The sequence below is a fragment of the Alishewanella sp. HL-SH05 genome (assembly GCF_052655985.1).
The window spans coordinates 1,950,316-1,966,819 of sequence record NZ_CP199753.1 but is presented as its reverse complement, the minus strand read 5'-3'; the positions used below and the strand labels follow the sequence as shown (position 1 = coordinate 1,966,819).

Here is a 16,504-nt window from a genome sequence, read left to right as displayed (position 1 = left end):
ATGGTAAGGTATTAAATACCTTCGCCTAAAAACACTTTACTATACCGAGGTCTGATCCAAGCTGGCGCTCCGGTCACTAAATTCAGCGTATTAAATTGTGCTTTGGGCAGTTCAATATGCACCAGCTGTGCCAGCTCCGTCGCTTGTACTTCTAAGCGCACTGTCGGCCCTACCACCGTAATTAAATCAATGGTTACCGGTATCGCATCGGTTTGCGGTTGATTAAAGACGTCAATTTCATGCGGCCTGACATACGCTAAACCGGCCTGCTCAGCAGCACTGCTATGCTCTGGCGCGGGCATCGCGGCTTTACCGATATGGGTTTGACCTTGATTAACCCTGGCATGGAACAAATTGACATTACCCAAAAACTCATACACAAACGGATTGGCCGGATGATCATACACTTGCTCAGGCGTACCGTGCTGCTCAATTTGGCCTTGATTCATCACAACGATACGATCCGCAACCTCTAGTGCTTCTTCCTGATCGTGCGTAACAAACACGCTGGTTACATGGATCTCATCGTGTAAACGGCGCAGCCAACGGCGTAACTCCGCGCGCACCTTGGCATCGAGCGCACCAAAAGGTTCGTCTAATAATAACATTTTGGGTTCTACCGCGAGCGCTCGCGCTAACGCAATGCGTTGGCGTTGCCCACCGGATAATTGCGCTGGATAGCGGTCGGCAGTCCAACCTAGTTGCACTAACTCGAGCAGGTTATGCACTTTTTTTGCAATGTCGGCTTTGCTTGGCCGCAATTTTTTCGGTTTCACCGTTAAACCATAAGCCACGTTTTCAAACACTGTCATATGTTTGAATAAGGCGTAATGCTGAAACACAAACCCGACACCCCGCTCAGAGACATGCTGCTGACTAATATCTTGCTGATTAAAACGGATCAGACCGCTATCAGCCTGCTCTAAGCCCGCAATGATGCGCAATAAGGTGGTTTTACCCGAGCCAGATGGCCCAAGTAGTGCCGTTAGCTCACCGGTATTCAGTTGCAGATTAATCGCGTTTAACGCCTGAAATTGCCCAAAACGTTTACTGATCTGTTCAATATGGATACTCATTGCAGCCTCTTCGCGGCCAGCTCTGCAGCTGGAAAACCCATAGCAGGCGCAGTAGGTTAAGCTACGCCTAAAAGTGTATCTTACGGCGAAAACTCAATAACAATAAAGTTCGATTTTCTTCTTCGCTATTCCAAGTTGGAATAAGAGCACTCAGTTCTGGCCATCACTCTGCGCAACCATCAAGCGATGCGCCCTATGGCGCGCGCTGAAGCGTCACCGTTGCAGGTCTTGTTTGTTGCCATAGCGCCGGATAAGCTTGCAGATAACGAATAAACGCCTCGGCCGGTACTTTACAATCCGCGTTAGTTTGCTGACAAGGTAAGCCAGCCGCTTGTGCGTATTCCGGTACATAAGCTGTTTTACCACTGGCATCTTGCTCGGCGCGCACCCGTGTTACCGCAAACGCTTTTGGCTGACCGTTCAGCAAAATAATATCTCGCCGGTCGCTGCCGTTTTGTTGTACTTGTTGCAGCTTATGCCAACCATCATTGCCATTGGCTAAATAATCCGTTGTAGCAAGACGATACTGCCGCTCGGGCAGCAGTGCTTGCCATTGCCCTTGTTGTAATACCGCAACATCTGTAAGCACTAAACGGCCATCCGCTTGCTCTATTGCGGTATATCGTAAATGACTGCTATACGGAAACTTCCCCGCATGCGCACCGGCAGGTAAGGTAGCGCTGATGGTTTGCTGCAATAATGCCAGCACATCGGCTCCGCTCACGGTTAAAACGCTGAGCGCAGAAGCAAAGGGTAATACTTCTAAACGAATATGCCCTTCGAACACGGCGCCGGCGGTTAAATCACTGCGAATATTGCCCGCCCCCAGCAAAGTAAAATCAACCGGTTGCTCTAATTCCGCGCGCGCACGGCTATTTAACCAATATTGAATGCCATCGGTAATATGCGCCGCTAAAAGCGAACCATGTTGGTCACTGCCACCCGTACCCGGTAAACGCACATGGGAAAGGGTTTGCTCCAGTGCACTGATTTGCTTCCCATAGGCTTGTTGCACGGCAGGTAAATAAACCTCATCCAGCACTTGGCGTAAGTTAGCATCTTCTTCAGTAATGGCCGTGCGCGCTAACGCGGTAATAAAACCTAATTGCTTGGCTAGTGGCTCGCCCTGTAGCTGGCTATCGGCTTGGCGCAAAGCCGAGTGATATAACTGTTTACTGGCCAGTAAGGTGTTTTGCCCATCGCAACGATTGATTTGGCCTTGCCGATCAAAGCTCACCGTTAAAGCACCGACGGCTTGCGCAAACTGTCCAGCTTGCACAACGCAGGTGATGGCCTTGCCATCAGCATTACGAATTTGCTCGGCATACGGCGCTTGCTGGCCCAGCGACCACTGCCGAAAATCGCCAAGTAAGGTATGCGAATGCCCGCCAACAATCACATCAATACCATTCACTTTAGCGGCCAAGGTGCGATCACGCTGATGCCCTAAATGGGTTAACGCTACGATATGTTTGACACCCTGTTGTTGTAAAAAATCTACCGTTTGTTGGGCAGACGCGACTTCATCGGCAAACACTAAGGCGCCGGTATCAGGCACCATGGCGCGCATATCCTCAAGCGCGAGGCCAAATACCGCCAGCACCGGTTCAGCAGGGTTAATCGGTAAAGAGGTCGGTTGCCATTGCTGATCCACTAAACGAAATAATTGAAACGGCTTTAAATTCTCGACCTTGGCTAAACGCGGCTCGGCGCGGCTATCGACATTAGCGGCTAACACCGGAAAATTAACTTGGCTGGCAAATTGCGCTAATTTCTCAAGGCCGATATCAAATTCATGGTTTCCCAGCGCCATCGCATCCAGCTGCATGCGATTAAGAATGTCGATATTAATTTCATGCTCAAACAATTCAAAATATGCACTGCCTTTAAAGGCATCACCACCATGTAAAAATAAACTACTCAATCCCTTATTGGCAGCTTGCTGGCGTAAGGTGCGCGCATGGCTGAGTACCCGTGGATGACCACCAATAAAGGTATAAAGCGGCTGCTCTGCCGCCCCAAATAACTTAGCGGGTGAGGCATCAAATTGTGAGTGGGTATCATTAATATGAATAATTTGCAGCTGCAAGCCCGTTGTTGCCGTTGCTGTTGTCAGCCGTTCAGTTTGATGTGTACAACTGCTTAAAAGCAGTGTTAAAGCCAGTAGTATACCCGTTTGCTTTTGCATCAGTGGTTTCCGTATTTTTACACCTGAGTTAGCCGCTTGTCTTGCCGATGGCCACTGCGGTTAATCTGTGCTTATTGCGTCAATAACTTTGCCAATTCAACTGCTTGCGATTTGATATGCCCCATATCACCTTGCTCAGCACCGTGGCGTTTTAATTCGCTTAAATGCGTTGGGATCAGATGAAAATGCAAATGCGGCACCGTTTGTCCCGCCGCAGTACCATTGAGTTGCATTAAGACGATGCCTTCCACTTTTAGCAGACTTTTTTGCGCAGCCATCACTTTTTGCACCGTCGCTAGCAGAGGAGCGGCATAATCTAAGGGAAGTTCAGCCAATGTTTCTGCCGGGTATTTGGGGATCACTAAAGCATGACCATCTGCCTGCGGCATAATATCCATAAAGGCTAAGCTGTGTTCATCCTCATAAATTTTAAAACAGGGTAATTCACCACGTAAAATTTTGGCGAAAACGTTGTTATCTTGATAGCTCATAAGGTGCTCCTGGCTGGGGTTGTTAACGTTTACCAATTATGCCAGCATGAACGGCAACAAGGTAGCAGAGCACTGCGCTTTGTTATGCACTAGCCTGAAAAATAGCCGGTACAGTGACGACATGTTGTTACTAATACCCAGTTTACAAGGCTCATAACGGTGGGAGTTAACTAGAAACCGCTAGCATAGGAGGCCAGTGAGGGCGACGGCATAACACGATACCGTCACTGCTCATAAAACAAAGCTCGCTAAGCGCTAGTTAAGCCTAAATGACGGGCATGAAAGCGCAAATGCTGCTCGATAAAACTGGCGATAAAGTAGTAGCTGTGATCATAGCCTGCTTGCAAACGGATTTCAGCGGCAACGCCTGCTTGCTCTGCGGCTTTAACCAGGCTGTCAGTTTGCAACTGTGCCGGATAAAAGTTATCACTGAGCCCCTGATCAACTAAAATCGGCAGCTGACTGCCCTGCTTCGCCAGCAAATAAGCGGCGTCGTATTGCTGCCATTTTGTTTCATCGGCCCCGAGATAACCGCGCAGCGCTTTTTGGCCCCAAGTACAATTCATCGGGTGACAAATGGGTGAAAAAGCAGAAATACTGCGATACTCGGCATTATTACGCAGGCCAATGACCAGAGCACCGTGCCCCCCCATCGAGTGACCACTGATTGCTTTAGCCGCGCTCAGTGGCAATTCTGCCTGCAGCAGTGCCGGTAATTCCTGCAAAATATAATCATACATCTGATAATGCGCAGCAAAAGGCGCTTCAGTGGCATTAACATAAAAGCCGGCCCCTAAGCCAAAGTCATAAGCCCCATCTGGATCATCAGCAACATCGGCGCCACGAGGGCTGGTATCGGGCATGATTAGCGCCAGTCCAAGCTCTGCAGCCACACGCTGCGCCCCGGCTTTGCTGGAAAAATTCTCATCGGTACAGGTTAAACCTGATAACCAATACAGTGCAGGTACCTTGTGTAGCTCTGCTTGCGGCGGTAAAAATACTGAAAATTGCATTTCGCAGTGCAGCACCGCAGATTGATGTTTAAATCGCAGTTGTTTGCCACCAAAACAGCGTTGTTCGCTTACAGCGATAAGTGCAGAAGAAGTTGTCATACGCGGCCTCTTAATATCGAAAAACGAAAGATGCCTATCGGCCTAACACGCCAAAGCAAAAGCGCTAAGGCGTGTTAGTGATAAGCTTTAGAAGTGGATTACGGTGCGGATCGACTTGCCTTCATGCATTAAATCAAAGGCTTTGTTGATGTCCTCTAACGGCATGGTATGCGTAATAAAAGTATCAAGTTCAAACTCACCGTTTAAATAACGCTCAACATAATCCGGTAATTCGCTGCGACCTTTTACGCCACCAAAGGCCGTACCGCGCCATACACGACCAGTAACCAACTGGAATGGCCGGGTTGAGATCTCTTGTCCGGCACCCGCCACACCAATAATCACCGATTCGCCCCAGCCTTTATGACAACATTCTAAAGCGGAGCGCATCACGTTGACGTTACCAATACATTCAAACGAGAAATCCACGCCACCATCGGTCATCTCAACAATCACCTCTTGGATCGGTTTGTCGAAATGCTTCGGGTTTATCACATCAGTCGCGCCCAATTGTTTGGCGATCGCAAATTTATCTTCGTTAATATCAATGGCAATAATGCGGCTGGCTTTAGCCATAACTGCACCAATGATCGCCGATAAGCCGATGCCACCTAAACCAAACACTGCGACGGTATCGCCTTCTTTTACTTTGGCGGTATTCATTACCGCACCCATGCCGGTAGTGACGCCACAGCCGAGTAAGCAGACTTTTTCCAGCGGGGCTTCTTTATTAATTTTAGCCAGTGAAATTTCTGGTAATACCGTGTACTCAGAAAAGGTGGACGTGCCCATATAGTGATAAATTGGCTTACCGTCTTTTGAAAACCGAGTGGTGCCATCTGGCATCAAGCCTTTGCCTTGAGTAGCACGAATGGCTTGGCACAGGTTAGTTTTGCCCGATAAACAGAATTTACATTTACCACACTCTGGGGTGTACAGTGGGATCACATGATCGCCTACCGCCACTGAAGTGACGCCTTCACCGACGGCTTCAACAATACCCCCCCCTCGTGCCCTAAAATAGCCGGAAAAATGCCTTCAGGATCTTCACCAGACAAAGTAAAGGCATCGGTATGGCACACACCGGTAGCCACGATACGTACTAACACTTCACCTTTTTGTGGCGGCATTAAATCGACTTCTTCAATGGTTAACGGTTGACCTGGGCCCCAAGCGACGGCCGCACGAGTTTTAATCATGTTCATCTGTTGATCCTTATAAAAGTTACACAGGAAGATTTTACTATGGGGTGAAGTGTAACCTGATTTTGATTTTTTCCATATCAGGTTGAATAGCATTAAAATGCAAATCAGTTTTTCATTTTTGCAATAATGTAGCACTTTGTACTATGATCAAGGCGATTAACGCAAAAAGTGACAAGCGTTCTGGCGAGTAACAATAACAATGGCATTTTAATGAAACAATGGATCGGCATTAGTGAGTTTGTGGCCGTGGCTGAGCAACAGAGTTTTACTAAGGCCGCTAAACAGTTAGGCATTTCGGTCGCACAAGTCAGTCGTAACATTGCTGAATTAGAGGCGAGTCTTGCCATTAAACTGCTGTATCGCAGTACCCGCAGTGTCAGCCTGACTGAAGAGGGCTTATTGTATTTACAGCATTGTCGGCATTTGGTGGCCAGTTTAGATGAAGCAAACCGCACACTGGCCAACCTAAAAGCAACGCCTCGCGGCCAAATTAAACTGACCGCACCGGTTTTTTATGGTGAAACCCGAATTGCCCCACTGCTACATGATTTTATGCTGCGCTACCCCGACACTGAATTAGATTTGCAGCTTAGCAACAACAAACTGGATTTAGTTCAAGGCGGCTATGATCTGGCTATTAGACTTGGCACTTTAGAAAGCTCGAGTTTGATTGCCCGCAAGCTGGCCAGCCGCACACAATATGTGGTGGCATCTCCGGCATATTTAGCTCAGCATGGCACACCCACTAGCCTAACAGCCTTAGCGCAGCATCAATGCCTCACCGGCACAGTAGCGAATTGGCGCTTTATGCAGCAAGGAAAAATCGTTCAGTTTAAGCCACAAGGCCGTATTGTTTGCAATAGTGGCGTGGCACTGCGCGATGCCGCCCTAAAAGGGCTGGGTTTAGTGCAATTACCTGACTACTATGTCAGTGACAATTTGCAGCAAGGCGAGTTGGTGGCGGTTCTTAGTGAACTGCGGCAACCCGATGAGGGTATTTGGGCTATCTATCCACAAAATCGGCATTTATCCGCCAAAGTGCGGGTACTCGTGGACTATTTAGCATCAAAGCTGAGTTGAAACGCGCGCCTGTCGCCCTCATCGTTCTGTTATACACATTGTTTCACTGGCTTTAAACATCACAAGGATCTAGCTGCATGACGCCGTTAAAAATCGATTTAGTTTCTGATATTGCCTGCCCATGGTGCGCTATCGGCTATGCCCGCTTAGAGCAGGCATTAACACTGGCACCAGAATTAGCCGTCACCTTAGAGTGGCACGCCTTTGAATTAAATCCGGATAAGAACGCGCCACAGGAAGCGATATTACCGGCACTTAGCCGTAAATACGGTAAAAGTGAAGAAGAAATGCGCCAAGCGCAAGCCAATATGATGCAGATCGCCAGCGGCCTCGGCATCAATTTTAGCCAGTTACAGCAGCGCAAAACCTGTAATACCTTTGATGCGCATCGCTTGGTCAAATGGGCCGACACACAACAAAAAGCCACCGCCATGAAGCTGGCACTGTTTGATGCCTATTTTGGTGAAGCAGCCAATGTGGCTGATAGATCAGTGCTGGCAGAATGCGCGAAAAATGCCGGTTTAGATCAAACGCAAGCAGAACAGATCTTAGCCAGTAATGACTTCGCCGATATCGTATCTGCTGATATCGCTAAGTACCAACAAGCCGGTATTTCCTCAGTTCCGGCCTTTATCATTAATAACAAATACCTGATTTCTGGCGCACAAGAGCCACAGCAATTAGCCGCTTCACTGCGTCAAATTGCCAGCGAAAGCATAAAATAATCACTTTGCGCTCATTACCGCCAGACTATTTAGTCACTGTAGTATTGAGCCTATGCGCTGCACTTGGTCATTTGCTGAAGAAAAAACCGCTACGCTATACGTTTTATTACATTTACCTTTTGTGTAAACAGCTTAAAACTGATTAAATTAGCGGTAATATTGTTATAAAGAGCTATTTATGCTGTTATCTCGCGTTAAGTCACCGTTATTCTTAGCTATCTTACTAACTCTGCTTTTAGCGCTCTGGTTAATTTTTGCAGATCATCGCCAAGCCTCCCAGCAAGCGCCAGAAGCCGCAGCGCCTGCCCCCGCTGCTGCTTTTACCGTGCAAACACAGTTGTCGAATGCCTCAGCCTACCCTGCAACGCAGCAGTTACAGGGGCAAATAATGGCTTGGCACAGTATTGACATAAAAGCCCAAGTTGCCGGACAGCTACTGCAATTAAACGTCGAGCAAGGCGATAAGGTCAAACAAGGGACAACGCTGCTGCAATTAAGTGATGAAGGACGCACAGCCCGCTTACAGCAAGCCAAAGCATTGTATCATTTACGACAAAGTGAACTGCAAAGCGCTCAACAATTAACCCGCCAACAATTTGTGAGTAAAACCGAATTAGCACGCTTACAAAGTGACTTAGCCAGTGCAGAAGCCAATTTGGCCGAGGCGGAATTAAATGTTGCCCACACGCAGCCTACGGCTCCCTTTAATGGTGTGCTGGCACGTCGTTACAGCGATCCGGGTAGCCGAGTGCAAATTGGCGATACACTGTTTCAATTAGTGGATATCAGTCAATTACGCGTAACAGCGCAAGTGCCACAACAACGCGTAGCAGAGTTATCGCTGGGTCAAACCGTGGCAGTCCATTTAATGAACGGCCTACAGCTTAACGGCAGCCTCAGTTTTATTAGCCCCGTCGCTGATGCACAAAGCCGCAGTTATTATATTGAAGCTACCGTGGCGAATCCTCAGTTACAGCCTCTCGCTGGTGCCAGTGCGACCTTAGTGATTGCCTTGTCGGCGGTCGAAGCTCATCAGATCTCACCGGCGTTATTGCGGCTTGACCCACAAGGACGGCTTGGTCTTTACACGGTAGAAAACGATGTAGTGCAGTTTTACCCCATCAGTTTATTAAGCACCGACAACAATAGCGCTTGGGTCACAGGTCTGCCAGCGCAAGCGGAATTGATCACACAAGGCGCAGGCTTTGTTGCGGTCGGCCAAGCCGTGACAGTGCAGCGCGGAGTCAGCGAATGAGAACGTTAATCGCCGCGGCGATTGACCGCAGTCGAGCCAGCATTATGTTGCTGCTGTTTATTTTTGCTGCAGGCCTAACCGCCTATATCGTCATCCCAAAAGAAGCCAACCCCGATGTTGCCATTCCAATGATGTATGTGTCGATGTCGCTCGATGGCATCAGCCCAGAAGACGGTGAGCGATTACTGGTGCGGCCGATGGAGCACGAATTACGCTCGTTAGAGGGCATTAAAAAAATGACCTCCACCGCCAGCGAAGGTCATGCCTCGGTAATGCTAGAGTTTGACGCAGGTTTTGATCCAGATAAAGCCTTGGCGGATGTTCGAGTTAAAGTAGATGCCGCTCGCGCGAAACTGCCAGCAGAAGCCAAAGAGCCCACGGTCAATGAAATCAACGTAGCGTTATTTCCGGTGCTGTCAGTTGGCTTATCGGGGCCCATCGCCGAAGAAGTTTTGGTGCGCATTGCCCGTGCATTAAAAGAACAAATTGAAGCCATTCCGGAAGTATTAGAAGTCGACATTGGCGGTGATCGAGAAGATTTACTGGAGATTGTCGTCGATCCACAAGTATTACAAAGCTATGGCCTAGATTATCAACAGCTATTCTCGTTAGTCAGCAACAATAACCGCTTAGTCGCCGCCGGCAGTTTAGATACCGGTGCGGGGCGTATGGCATTAAAAGTGCCTGGGATCATTGAAGATCTTACCGATGTACTGGCGATGCCCATCAAAGTCAGTGGCGATACGGTCATCACCTTTGGCGATGTTGCGACCGTCAATCGTAGCTTTAAAGATCCACAAGGCTTTGCCCGGATCAATGGCCAACCCGCCGTCGTACTCGAAGTAAAAAAACGCAGTGGTGCCAATATTATCTCCAGTATTGAGCAAACCAAGGCGTTATTAACCGAGGCCAGCAAACAATTTCCAGAAGGGCTGCAAATAGACTACATCATGGATCAATCTGTGCAGGTTGAAACCATGCTGTCGGATTTGCTTAACAACGTGCTGACCGCCGTGGTGTTAGTGTTAATTTTGATTATCGCTACCATGGGGCTGCGCAGTGCCTTATTGGTGGGCATCACTATCCCAGGCGCTTTTTTTGCGGGCATCATGCTGATCTGGGCACTGGGCTTTACCATGAATATTATCGTGTTGTTCGCGCTAATCTTAGTGGCAGGCATGTTAGTTGATGGCGCGATTGTCGTATCTGAATTAGCTGACCGTTTCAGTAAAGAAGGGCAAGATCGCAAGACTGCTTGGCTCAATGCCGCCGATAGAATGGCATGGCCTATCATCGCCTCTACCTGCACCACCCTTGCGGTGTTTGTGCCTTTATTATTTTGGCCAGGCATGGTCGGGCAATTTATGAAATACCTACCGGCGACCGTGATTGTCTGTTTACTTGCATCCATGGTGATGGCGCTCATTTTCTTACCGGTGATGGGTAGCCTTGGCCGTTATCGACCACCGGCACCCGATATTGCTGAACCGGCAAACCGTTTTAGCGCGGGCTATCGTCGTGCGTTAAGCGTAGTATTACATTGGCCCGGGCGCAGCTTGGCTTTTACGCTATCGGCGATTATTTTGGTGTATTTTGCTTATGCCAAGTTTAACTATGGTACTGAATTTTTTCCGGCCGTAGAGCCAGAATCGGCGCAAGTCTGGGTACGGGCTCGCGGTGACATGTCCATTTTTGAAAAAGATGCTTTGCTGCAAAAAGTGGAGCAGCGTTTATTGCATTTACCTGAAGTGAAAGCCTTATATGCGCGCTCAATGGCCAGTGCGGGTGGCGAGCTAACGGCAGATGTGGTAGGCACCTTACAGTTTCAATTTATTGATTGGGATCAACGACGCCCTGCGGCGGCCATATTACACGATATGCGGCAACTGACCGCCGATATCCCCGGCATTATGCTGGAGTTTCGCCAACAGCAAGAAGGCCCTGCTGCGGGTAAACCGGTGGAGTTATTAATTACCTCACAAGATCCATCGCAAATTGATGCGGCAACCGCGTTGGTCATTGCTAACATGCAGCAACTCGGTGGTTTTGTCGATATTGAAGATGATCGTAATTTACCGGGTATCGAATGGCGAGTAGAAGTGAATCGCGCCGAAGCCGCCCGTTTTGGCGCAGATGTATTAACCGTCGGCAATGCCATTCAATTGGTCAGCAATGGCTTATTACTGGCTCGGTTTCGTCCGGAATACGCCAGTGATGAAGTCGATATTCGGGTACGCTTTCCTCATAACGAACGCTCGCTCAGCCAGTTATCACGGTTAACCGTGGCAACCACCTCAGGTCAGGTGCCGCTGAGTAACTTTGTCAATGTGGTGCCCTCCCCCAAAACCAGTGTGATTAAACGCGTTGACAGTAACCGAGCCATCACCATCAAAAGCGATTTAGCAGAAGGTTATCAGTTAACAGAACGTTTAAATACTCTGCGCTCTGCCGACATTACGCTTCCCGACGGGGTGATGATTCAAACCGCAGGTGAAGATGCCGATCAACAAGAAACCATGAGTTTTTTACTCGGCGCTTTTGTGATTGCTATCTTTATCATGCTGATGATTTTGCTGGCGCAATTTAATAGTTGGTATCAAAGTTTACTGATTTTATCCGCTATTGTTCTATCTACCGCAGGCGTTTTGCTGGGTTTGCTGATCAATGGCCAAAGTTTTGGCATTGTGATGGTGGGCATGGGAATTATTGGTTTGGCCGGTATCGTGGTAAACAACAATATTGTGTTAATTGATACCTACAACCAATTTCGCGCGGAAGGCCATACTGCGGTCAGTGCGGCGTTAGAGACAGGCTGTTTACGTCTAAGGCCGGTGTTATTGACGTCAATTACTACGGTGCTGGGCTTAATGCCGATGGTGCTATCGGTGAATGTAAATTTACTGGAACCCAGTTTAGGTTTTGGTGCACCCTCTACCATGTGGTGGACTCAGCTATCGAGTGCCATCGCCGGAGGTTTAACCTTTGCCACGATATTAACGCTGTTTCTGACCCCTGCACTGCTGGTGTTGGGCGATAAGTTTCGCCGCAACCCAGCAATAGCAACCACTGCAAAAGAATAGACTTAACGCTTAAGGTTGTTTCGCCGACTGTGTCGCTTTGTCAAACAAGCTGGCACTGTCGGTTAAAAACACTTCTGGATTTTTGGGCGTACTAATGAGCATAGGTTGTGACAATAATTCCGCTTGATACTGCGGCATTATTTGCGGCCCAGCCGCTTGCATGTAGGGCACTAACCAATAAGTACTCGCTAAGGCAATGGTTAACACTAGCTGCAAACTTTTACGTTGCATACCCGCCAGTTTAAAGCCATTCCAAAACAACACTACAAGCAGTACTGCAGGCAGGGTTAACTGCAACACCTCGACCAACATCGCCTGACTAAAGTTAAAACTTAACCAGCGGCTCAATTCTGACCAAAGCAACCAACTTGCGGTAATAAGCAGGATCAGCGTCACCTGCGGTCGAAAGTTTGACTCTTGCGAGCGCAGCCGCGCCCATAACGCTAACAGTGCAGGCCACAGCAGCAAAGCCAATAAAATAAACGGAATACTTAATAACTGTCGATGCCAATTCTCAGCCGCCTCACCGATGGCACCCAGCCACATTTCATAAGAAAAGTACGCAGAAACCAACAACAATAATAAGATCAGCAAGGGTACTGACGATAATAATCGTAAACTTTGCCAACCTTTAGCGAGTATGCGCGTTGGCGCGACACTGGCTGCAGCAAAAAACACCCGTAAACGTTGCTTGCCTAAGATAAATTCTTGGCCAGAATGCGGGATCGTGGTTTTCTGAATACGCTGCCCTGAGCTACTTAAAGTACCATTTGCCGAATCCAGATCGCGTAACTGCCAATGCCCCTGCTCATCGCAACTAAGTATGGCATGCTCAGCGCAACTGTGCGGATCCAGTAAGATAACATCGTTATCATAACTGCGACCAATCCGGATATCGTTTTGAGTAAATTTATGGATCGCAACACTTTTTCCCTGATTATTTAACAGCTCAATAATTATTGCCATTTCACTGTCTCCATAAACTTACGGGTAAACGCATCGGCATTTTGTTGACTAACGCCCGCTAACGAAAAGTGACTCACAAAACCTTGTTGCTCAGCAGGCACGGTTCCAGCTAAAAACAACACATCAAATAGCTCGGGGTAATCTTTGTAGGCACGCACACAATAGATGGTGCGGGCCGCAACTTGCTTGTCGCCGACAATGTCACTTAAGCAGCTATATTCGCCAACATCACGCACCGAAGCGCGATTGTCTGGGCGCATTTGTTTTAGCTTGTTCGCGTAATGATGCACGAATTTTGTCATGGCTAACGCCGAACCATCAAACCACTCAAATTGCATTTGAATTTTGCCGGTGGTGAATTGATGACTAATAAACACCTCTTCCGACAAACCACAAAACGCGGCAGAAGCGCGAATTTCTTGCTCTACGCGGGGGGGATTAGTGCGAGCCCAACAAGTGATAAAAGGCGCGATACTCTCTGGCACTAAACCCCGGCCTAAAGCTTTCATTTGCCAGTTCGCGTTTAATAAGGGTTCGAGCATTTGCTGTTGGTTAGCCAATAACTGTTGGCCAATTTGTGTTTTTAAAAGCTCAACCGCAGGGACCTCGGCAGGCTTTGTATTCACCAGGGCTTTAACCTGCGCCATCGGCACCACAAAGCCTAATTGATTACCGCCCGTTGACACATTCACCCCAACCACTTGGCCAAGCTCATTAACACTAGGGCCACCACTCATACCCGGATTAATCGAGCCTGTGACATGTAAACGCGGATAAAAGCTTTGTTGTTTCATGCCGTTATAGGTACCCGGCACCACTACCATGCCTAAATCATGCGGATTACCTAAACTGAACACCGCCGCGCCCTGCTCCGGTAAGGCATCGGCTAACGCAAAAAAATGCCCTACTCTGGCTGGCGCTTTTAACAAGGCTAAATCATTTACCACATCTAGGGCTAAAATCTCTAATGGCTGTAAGCCATCATCCCCAAACTTTGCCATTAATTGATAGCTATCTGGGGTGGCAACGCGGCTTGCAACCACATGATAATTGGTGATCACCAACTCGGGCGCAATATAAAAACCGCTGCCAATTGAGGTTTTGTGCTGAGTTTGTTTTTCAACAACCTGCACCTGCAGTAAGGCATCTTGATATTGGCTAAAGACCTGTTGCGCATTGTCCGCTTGTACCTGAAGGGCTGCCAAGCCGAAACAACACGCCATGCTAATGAAAAAACGCCTATAAAACATCCTGATAACTCCCGACATAACAAGATTTGACCTTAGCACTCCCTGTTTTTTTTACAAGCTTAATCTGCCGGTCATCACGCTAAACACGGCTATTCTCTTTAGAGATTCGTGATCCGATAACCAATGACCGGAAGTACATCCTCGCCTGGACATTTCGATGGCGCAGCAAAAAAAGGCGTCATTGCAGTGCCCACTGTTATCTTCTAAACAAAATTCAAAACGCACAGCGCTTTTCACCGGTGCATTGAGCAACCCTGCCGGTAAATGTTGCCATTGCCACTTAGCGATGGCTTTGCGAGCTTCACGGGCAAATCGATGTGATAACACCTGATGGATAAAACATAAACAGTCAGCAATTTAACGCAACACCGCAAAAAAATAAAGTTTACATTTCAGTTTCAATTCACCAAAAACAAAACCCCAGCAAGCTGGGGTTTTAAACCGACTTAAAATGCACGGTTTAGCGCATAGCCACCAGCATACTGCTTGGCTGCTCTAAATACTGTTTCCACAAATTGGTAAAGCGTGCAATGGTACCGCCATCAATAATGCGGTGATCGCCTGACCAGCTCACTTGCATAATTTGCCGAGCGACCACTTGGCCTTTGGCATCAAAGCGCGGTAAAGACTGCACCTTACCTAGGGCGACAATCGCCACTTCCGGTTTATTGATGATAGGTGTCGCTACTGTGCCACCAATGGCGCCAATATTACTGATGGTAATCGTGCCGCCTTTTAAATCAGCTGGACTCACTCGGCCTTCGCGAGCAGCATCCGTTAATTTAGTTAAGGCATTAGCAATTTCCACAATGGACTTTTGCTCACAACCTTTAATATTTGGCACTAACAAACCAACTTTAGAGTCAACCGCAATGCCAATATTGTGCGCACTAAAATAAGTTAACTCAGTGCAGTCGGCATTCGGCTGACTGTTCATTACCGGAAACTCATTGATCGCCAGCGATAAGGCTTTCATAAAGAACGGCATCATGGTCAGTTTCACGCCTTGCTTGGCATAGTGATCTTTTAACTGGCTGCGCAGGGCAATCAATTCCGTTAAATCGATTTCTTCGCAATAAGTAAAATGCGGAATAGTCGATACCGACTCGGTCATTTGCCGAGCCATAGCTGCTTTAATCCCCCGAATGGCTTCAACGCGATGAGTCGCTGATGCTGCAGCTGGCGCTACAGAAGCTGTCGTGTTGCTCACGCTGCTGGCGGTTGCTTGCGTCGTGGGCTTTGCCTCACCGGCAGTAAAGGCACGGACATCGTCTTTAAACACTCGGCCTTTATCACCAGAGCCTGGTACCAAATGAATATCCACACCCAGTTCACGTGCTAAACGCCGCACCGCAGGGCTAGCTAAGGCTTTACCTAGTGGCGCCTGACGACTTACCGCGGCATGATTACTGGCTTTAGCCTGAGCAGTCACTTGGCTGCTGGTGGTGGCTGCGGGGGCTGCGGTAACCGCATTGTTGTTGTCAGATGGCGCATCCACTGCACGACTGATGGCAAATAACGGCGCATGCACCTTGGCAATTTCACCTTTGGCATAATACAGTTTACTGACAACACCCGAGTGTTTTGCTGGGATCTGTACTAAGGCTTTATCAGTCATCACATCACAAACCGGTTGATCTTCGCTGATGGTCTCACCTTCAGCAACTAACCATTCTACGATTTCACACTCGACAATACCCTCACCGATATCCGGTAAAATAAAGTCTTCACTGATCATGCCATTGGCTTGTGGCGCAGCAGCAGGCTGAGCTGGAGCCGCTACTTGGGTGGCCTTCGCGGGTTCAACATGGGCAGCGGTATTGCCATCGTCGGCAATCTCCATTGCAAATAATGGCGCATGTACCTTAGCAATCTCGCCTTTGGCATAATACAATTTACTGACCACACCGTTATAAACCGCGGGGATCTGCACTAAAGCTTTGTCGGTCATCACATCACAAACCGGTTGGTCTTCACTGATGGTATCGCCCTCAGCAACCAGCCATTCCACGATTTCACACTCAACAATACCTTCGCCAATATCTGGCAGAATAAAATCCTGTTTCATCCAAGGCT

The 16,504-nt window shown here is 48.2% G+C and carries 11 protein-coding genes and 1 pseudogene; 4 read left to right on the top strand and 8 right to left on the bottom strand.

The window, feature by feature from the left end:
- Nucleotides 1–11 precede the first annotated feature (11 nt).
- The 5 genes and pseudogenes from ACUJFL_RS08980 to ACUJFL_RS08960 form a co-directional block, all read right to left on the bottom strand.
- The gene (locus tag ACUJFL_RS08980; protein WP_445429047.1) at nucleotides 12–1,076 is read right to left on the bottom strand and encodes a sulfate/molybdate ABC transporter ATP-binding protein; all 1,065 of its coding nucleotides are present in this window, start codon (nucleotides 1,074–1,076) and stop codon (nucleotides 12–14) included.
- A 193-nt stretch (nucleotides 1,077–1,269) separates the two neighbouring features.
- Nucleotides 1,270–3,264, bottom strand: coding sequence for a bifunctional metallophosphatase/5'-nucleotidase (locus ACUJFL_RS08975; protein ID WP_445429046.1), 1,995 nt, complete (start codon nucleotides 3,262–3,264; stop codon nucleotides 1,270–1,272).
- Between the two features lie 71 nt (nucleotides 3,265–3,335).
- Nucleotides 3,336–3,755 carry an HIT family protein gene (locus ACUJFL_RS08970; protein ID WP_226751506.1) on the bottom strand — a complete coding sequence of 140 codons (420 nt, stop codon included), beginning with the start codon at nucleotides 3,753–3,755 and terminating at the stop codon, nucleotides 3,336–3,338.
- A 248-nt stretch (nucleotides 3,756–4,003) separates the two neighbouring features.
- Entirely contained in the window at nucleotides 4,004–4,867 is an 864-nt protein-coding gene (gene fghA / locus ACUJFL_RS08965; protein WP_445429045.1) for an S-formylglutathione hydrolase, read from the bottom strand.
- An 87-nt stretch (nucleotides 4,868–4,954) separates the two neighbouring features.
- A pseudogene (locus ACUJFL_RS08960) lies at nucleotides 4,955–6,072 on the bottom strand (S-(hydroxymethyl)glutathione dehydrogenase/class III alcohol dehydrogenase).
- Nucleotides 6,073–6,282: 210 nt separating this feature from the next.
- Here ACUJFL_RS08960 and ACUJFL_RS08955 point away from each other — a divergent pair.
- From ACUJFL_RS08955 to ACUJFL_RS08940, 4 genes are all read left to right on the top strand, one after another.
- A complete protein-coding gene (locus tag ACUJFL_RS08955; protein WP_445429044.1) occupies nucleotides 6,283–7,152 on the top strand; it encodes a LysR family transcriptional regulator in 870 nt (289 codons plus the stop codon).
- Nucleotides 7,153–7,229: 77 nt separating this feature from the next.
- On the top strand, nucleotides 7,230–7,877 hold the full coding sequence (locus ACUJFL_RS08950; protein WP_306176570.1) for a DsbA family oxidoreductase: 648 nt from the start codon (nucleotides 7,230–7,232) through the stop codon (nucleotides 7,875–7,877).
- Nucleotides 7,878–8,055: 178 nt separating this feature from the next.
- The gene (locus ACUJFL_RS08945; RefSeq protein ID WP_445429043.1) at nucleotides 8,056–9,132 is read left to right on the top strand and encodes an efflux RND transporter periplasmic adaptor subunit; all 1,077 of its coding nucleotides are present in this window, start codon (nucleotides 8,056–8,058) and stop codon (nucleotides 9,130–9,132) included.
- Nucleotides 9,129–12,212, top strand: a complete 3,084-nt coding sequence (locus tag ACUJFL_RS08940) for an efflux RND transporter permease subunit (RefSeq protein WP_445429042.1) — start codon at nucleotides 9,129–9,131, stop codon at nucleotides 12,210–12,212. The genes ACUJFL_RS08945 and ACUJFL_RS08940 overlap by 4 nt, the downstream gene beginning before the upstream one ends.
- Before the next feature lie 9 nt (nucleotides 12,213–12,221).
- Here the strand turns inward: ACUJFL_RS08940 and ACUJFL_RS08935 are convergent, their stop codons facing one another.
- The 3 genes from ACUJFL_RS08935 to ACUJFL_RS08925 form a co-directional block, all read right to left on the bottom strand.
- Entirely contained in the window at nucleotides 12,222–13,178 is a 957-nt protein-coding gene (locus ACUJFL_RS08935; RefSeq protein ID WP_445429041.1) for an FHA domain-containing protein, read from the bottom strand.
- A complete protein-coding gene (locus ACUJFL_RS08930; RefSeq protein WP_445424665.1) occupies nucleotides 13,169–14,383 on the bottom strand; it encodes a S1C family serine protease in 1,215 nt (404 codons plus the stop codon). The genes ACUJFL_RS08935 and ACUJFL_RS08930 overlap by 10 nt, the downstream gene beginning before the upstream one ends.
- A gap of 505 nt (nucleotides 14,384–14,888) precedes the next feature.
- On the bottom strand, nucleotides 14,889–16,496 hold the full coding sequence (locus tag ACUJFL_RS08925; protein ID WP_445429040.1) for a dihydrolipoyllysine-residue acetyltransferase: 1,608 nt from the start codon (nucleotides 16,494–16,496) through the stop codon (nucleotides 14,889–14,891).
- Nucleotides 16,497–16,504: the final 8 nt, after the last annotated feature.

Bases quoted from the DNA above. Each gene is read 5' to 3' on its own strand.
- ACUJFL_RS08945 (WP_445429043.1), top strand. From the start codon at position 8,056: ATGCTGTTATCTCGCGTTAAGTCACCGTTATTCTTAGCTATCTTACTA.
- ACUJFL_RS08940 (WP_445429042.1), top strand. From the start codon at position 9,129: ATGAGAACGTTAATCGCCGCGGCGATTGACCGCAGTCGAGCCAGCATT.
- ACUJFL_RS08980 (WP_445429047.1), bottom strand. From the start codon at position 1,076: ATGAGTATCCATATTGAACAGATCAGTAAACGTTTTGGGCAATTTCAG.
- ACUJFL_RS08950 (WP_306176570.1), top strand. From the start codon at position 7,230: ATGACGCCGTTAAAAATCGATTTAGTTTCTGATATTGCCTGCCCATGG.
- ACUJFL_RS08955 (WP_445429044.1), top strand. From the start codon at position 6,283: ATGAAACAATGGATCGGCATTAGTGAGTTTGTGGCCGTGGCTGAGCAA.
- ACUJFL_RS08970 (WP_226751506.1), bottom strand. From the start codon at position 3,755: ATGAGCTATCAAGATAACAACGTTTTCGCCAAAATTTTACGTGGTGAA.
- fghA (WP_445429045.1), bottom strand. From the start codon at position 4,867: ATGACAACTTCTTCTGCACTTATCGCTGTAAGCGAACAACGCTGTTTT.
- ACUJFL_RS08925 (WP_445429040.1), bottom strand. From the start codon at position 16,496: ATGAAACAGGATTTTATTCTGCCAGATATTGGCGAAGGTATTGTTGAG.
- ACUJFL_RS08975 (WP_445429046.1), bottom strand. From the start codon at position 3,264: ATGCAAAAGCAAACGGGTATACTACTGGCTTTAACACTGCTTTTAAGC.
- ACUJFL_RS08935 (WP_445429041.1), bottom strand. From the start codon at position 13,178: ATGGCAATAATTATTGAGCTGTTAAATAATCAGGGAAAAAGTGTTGCG.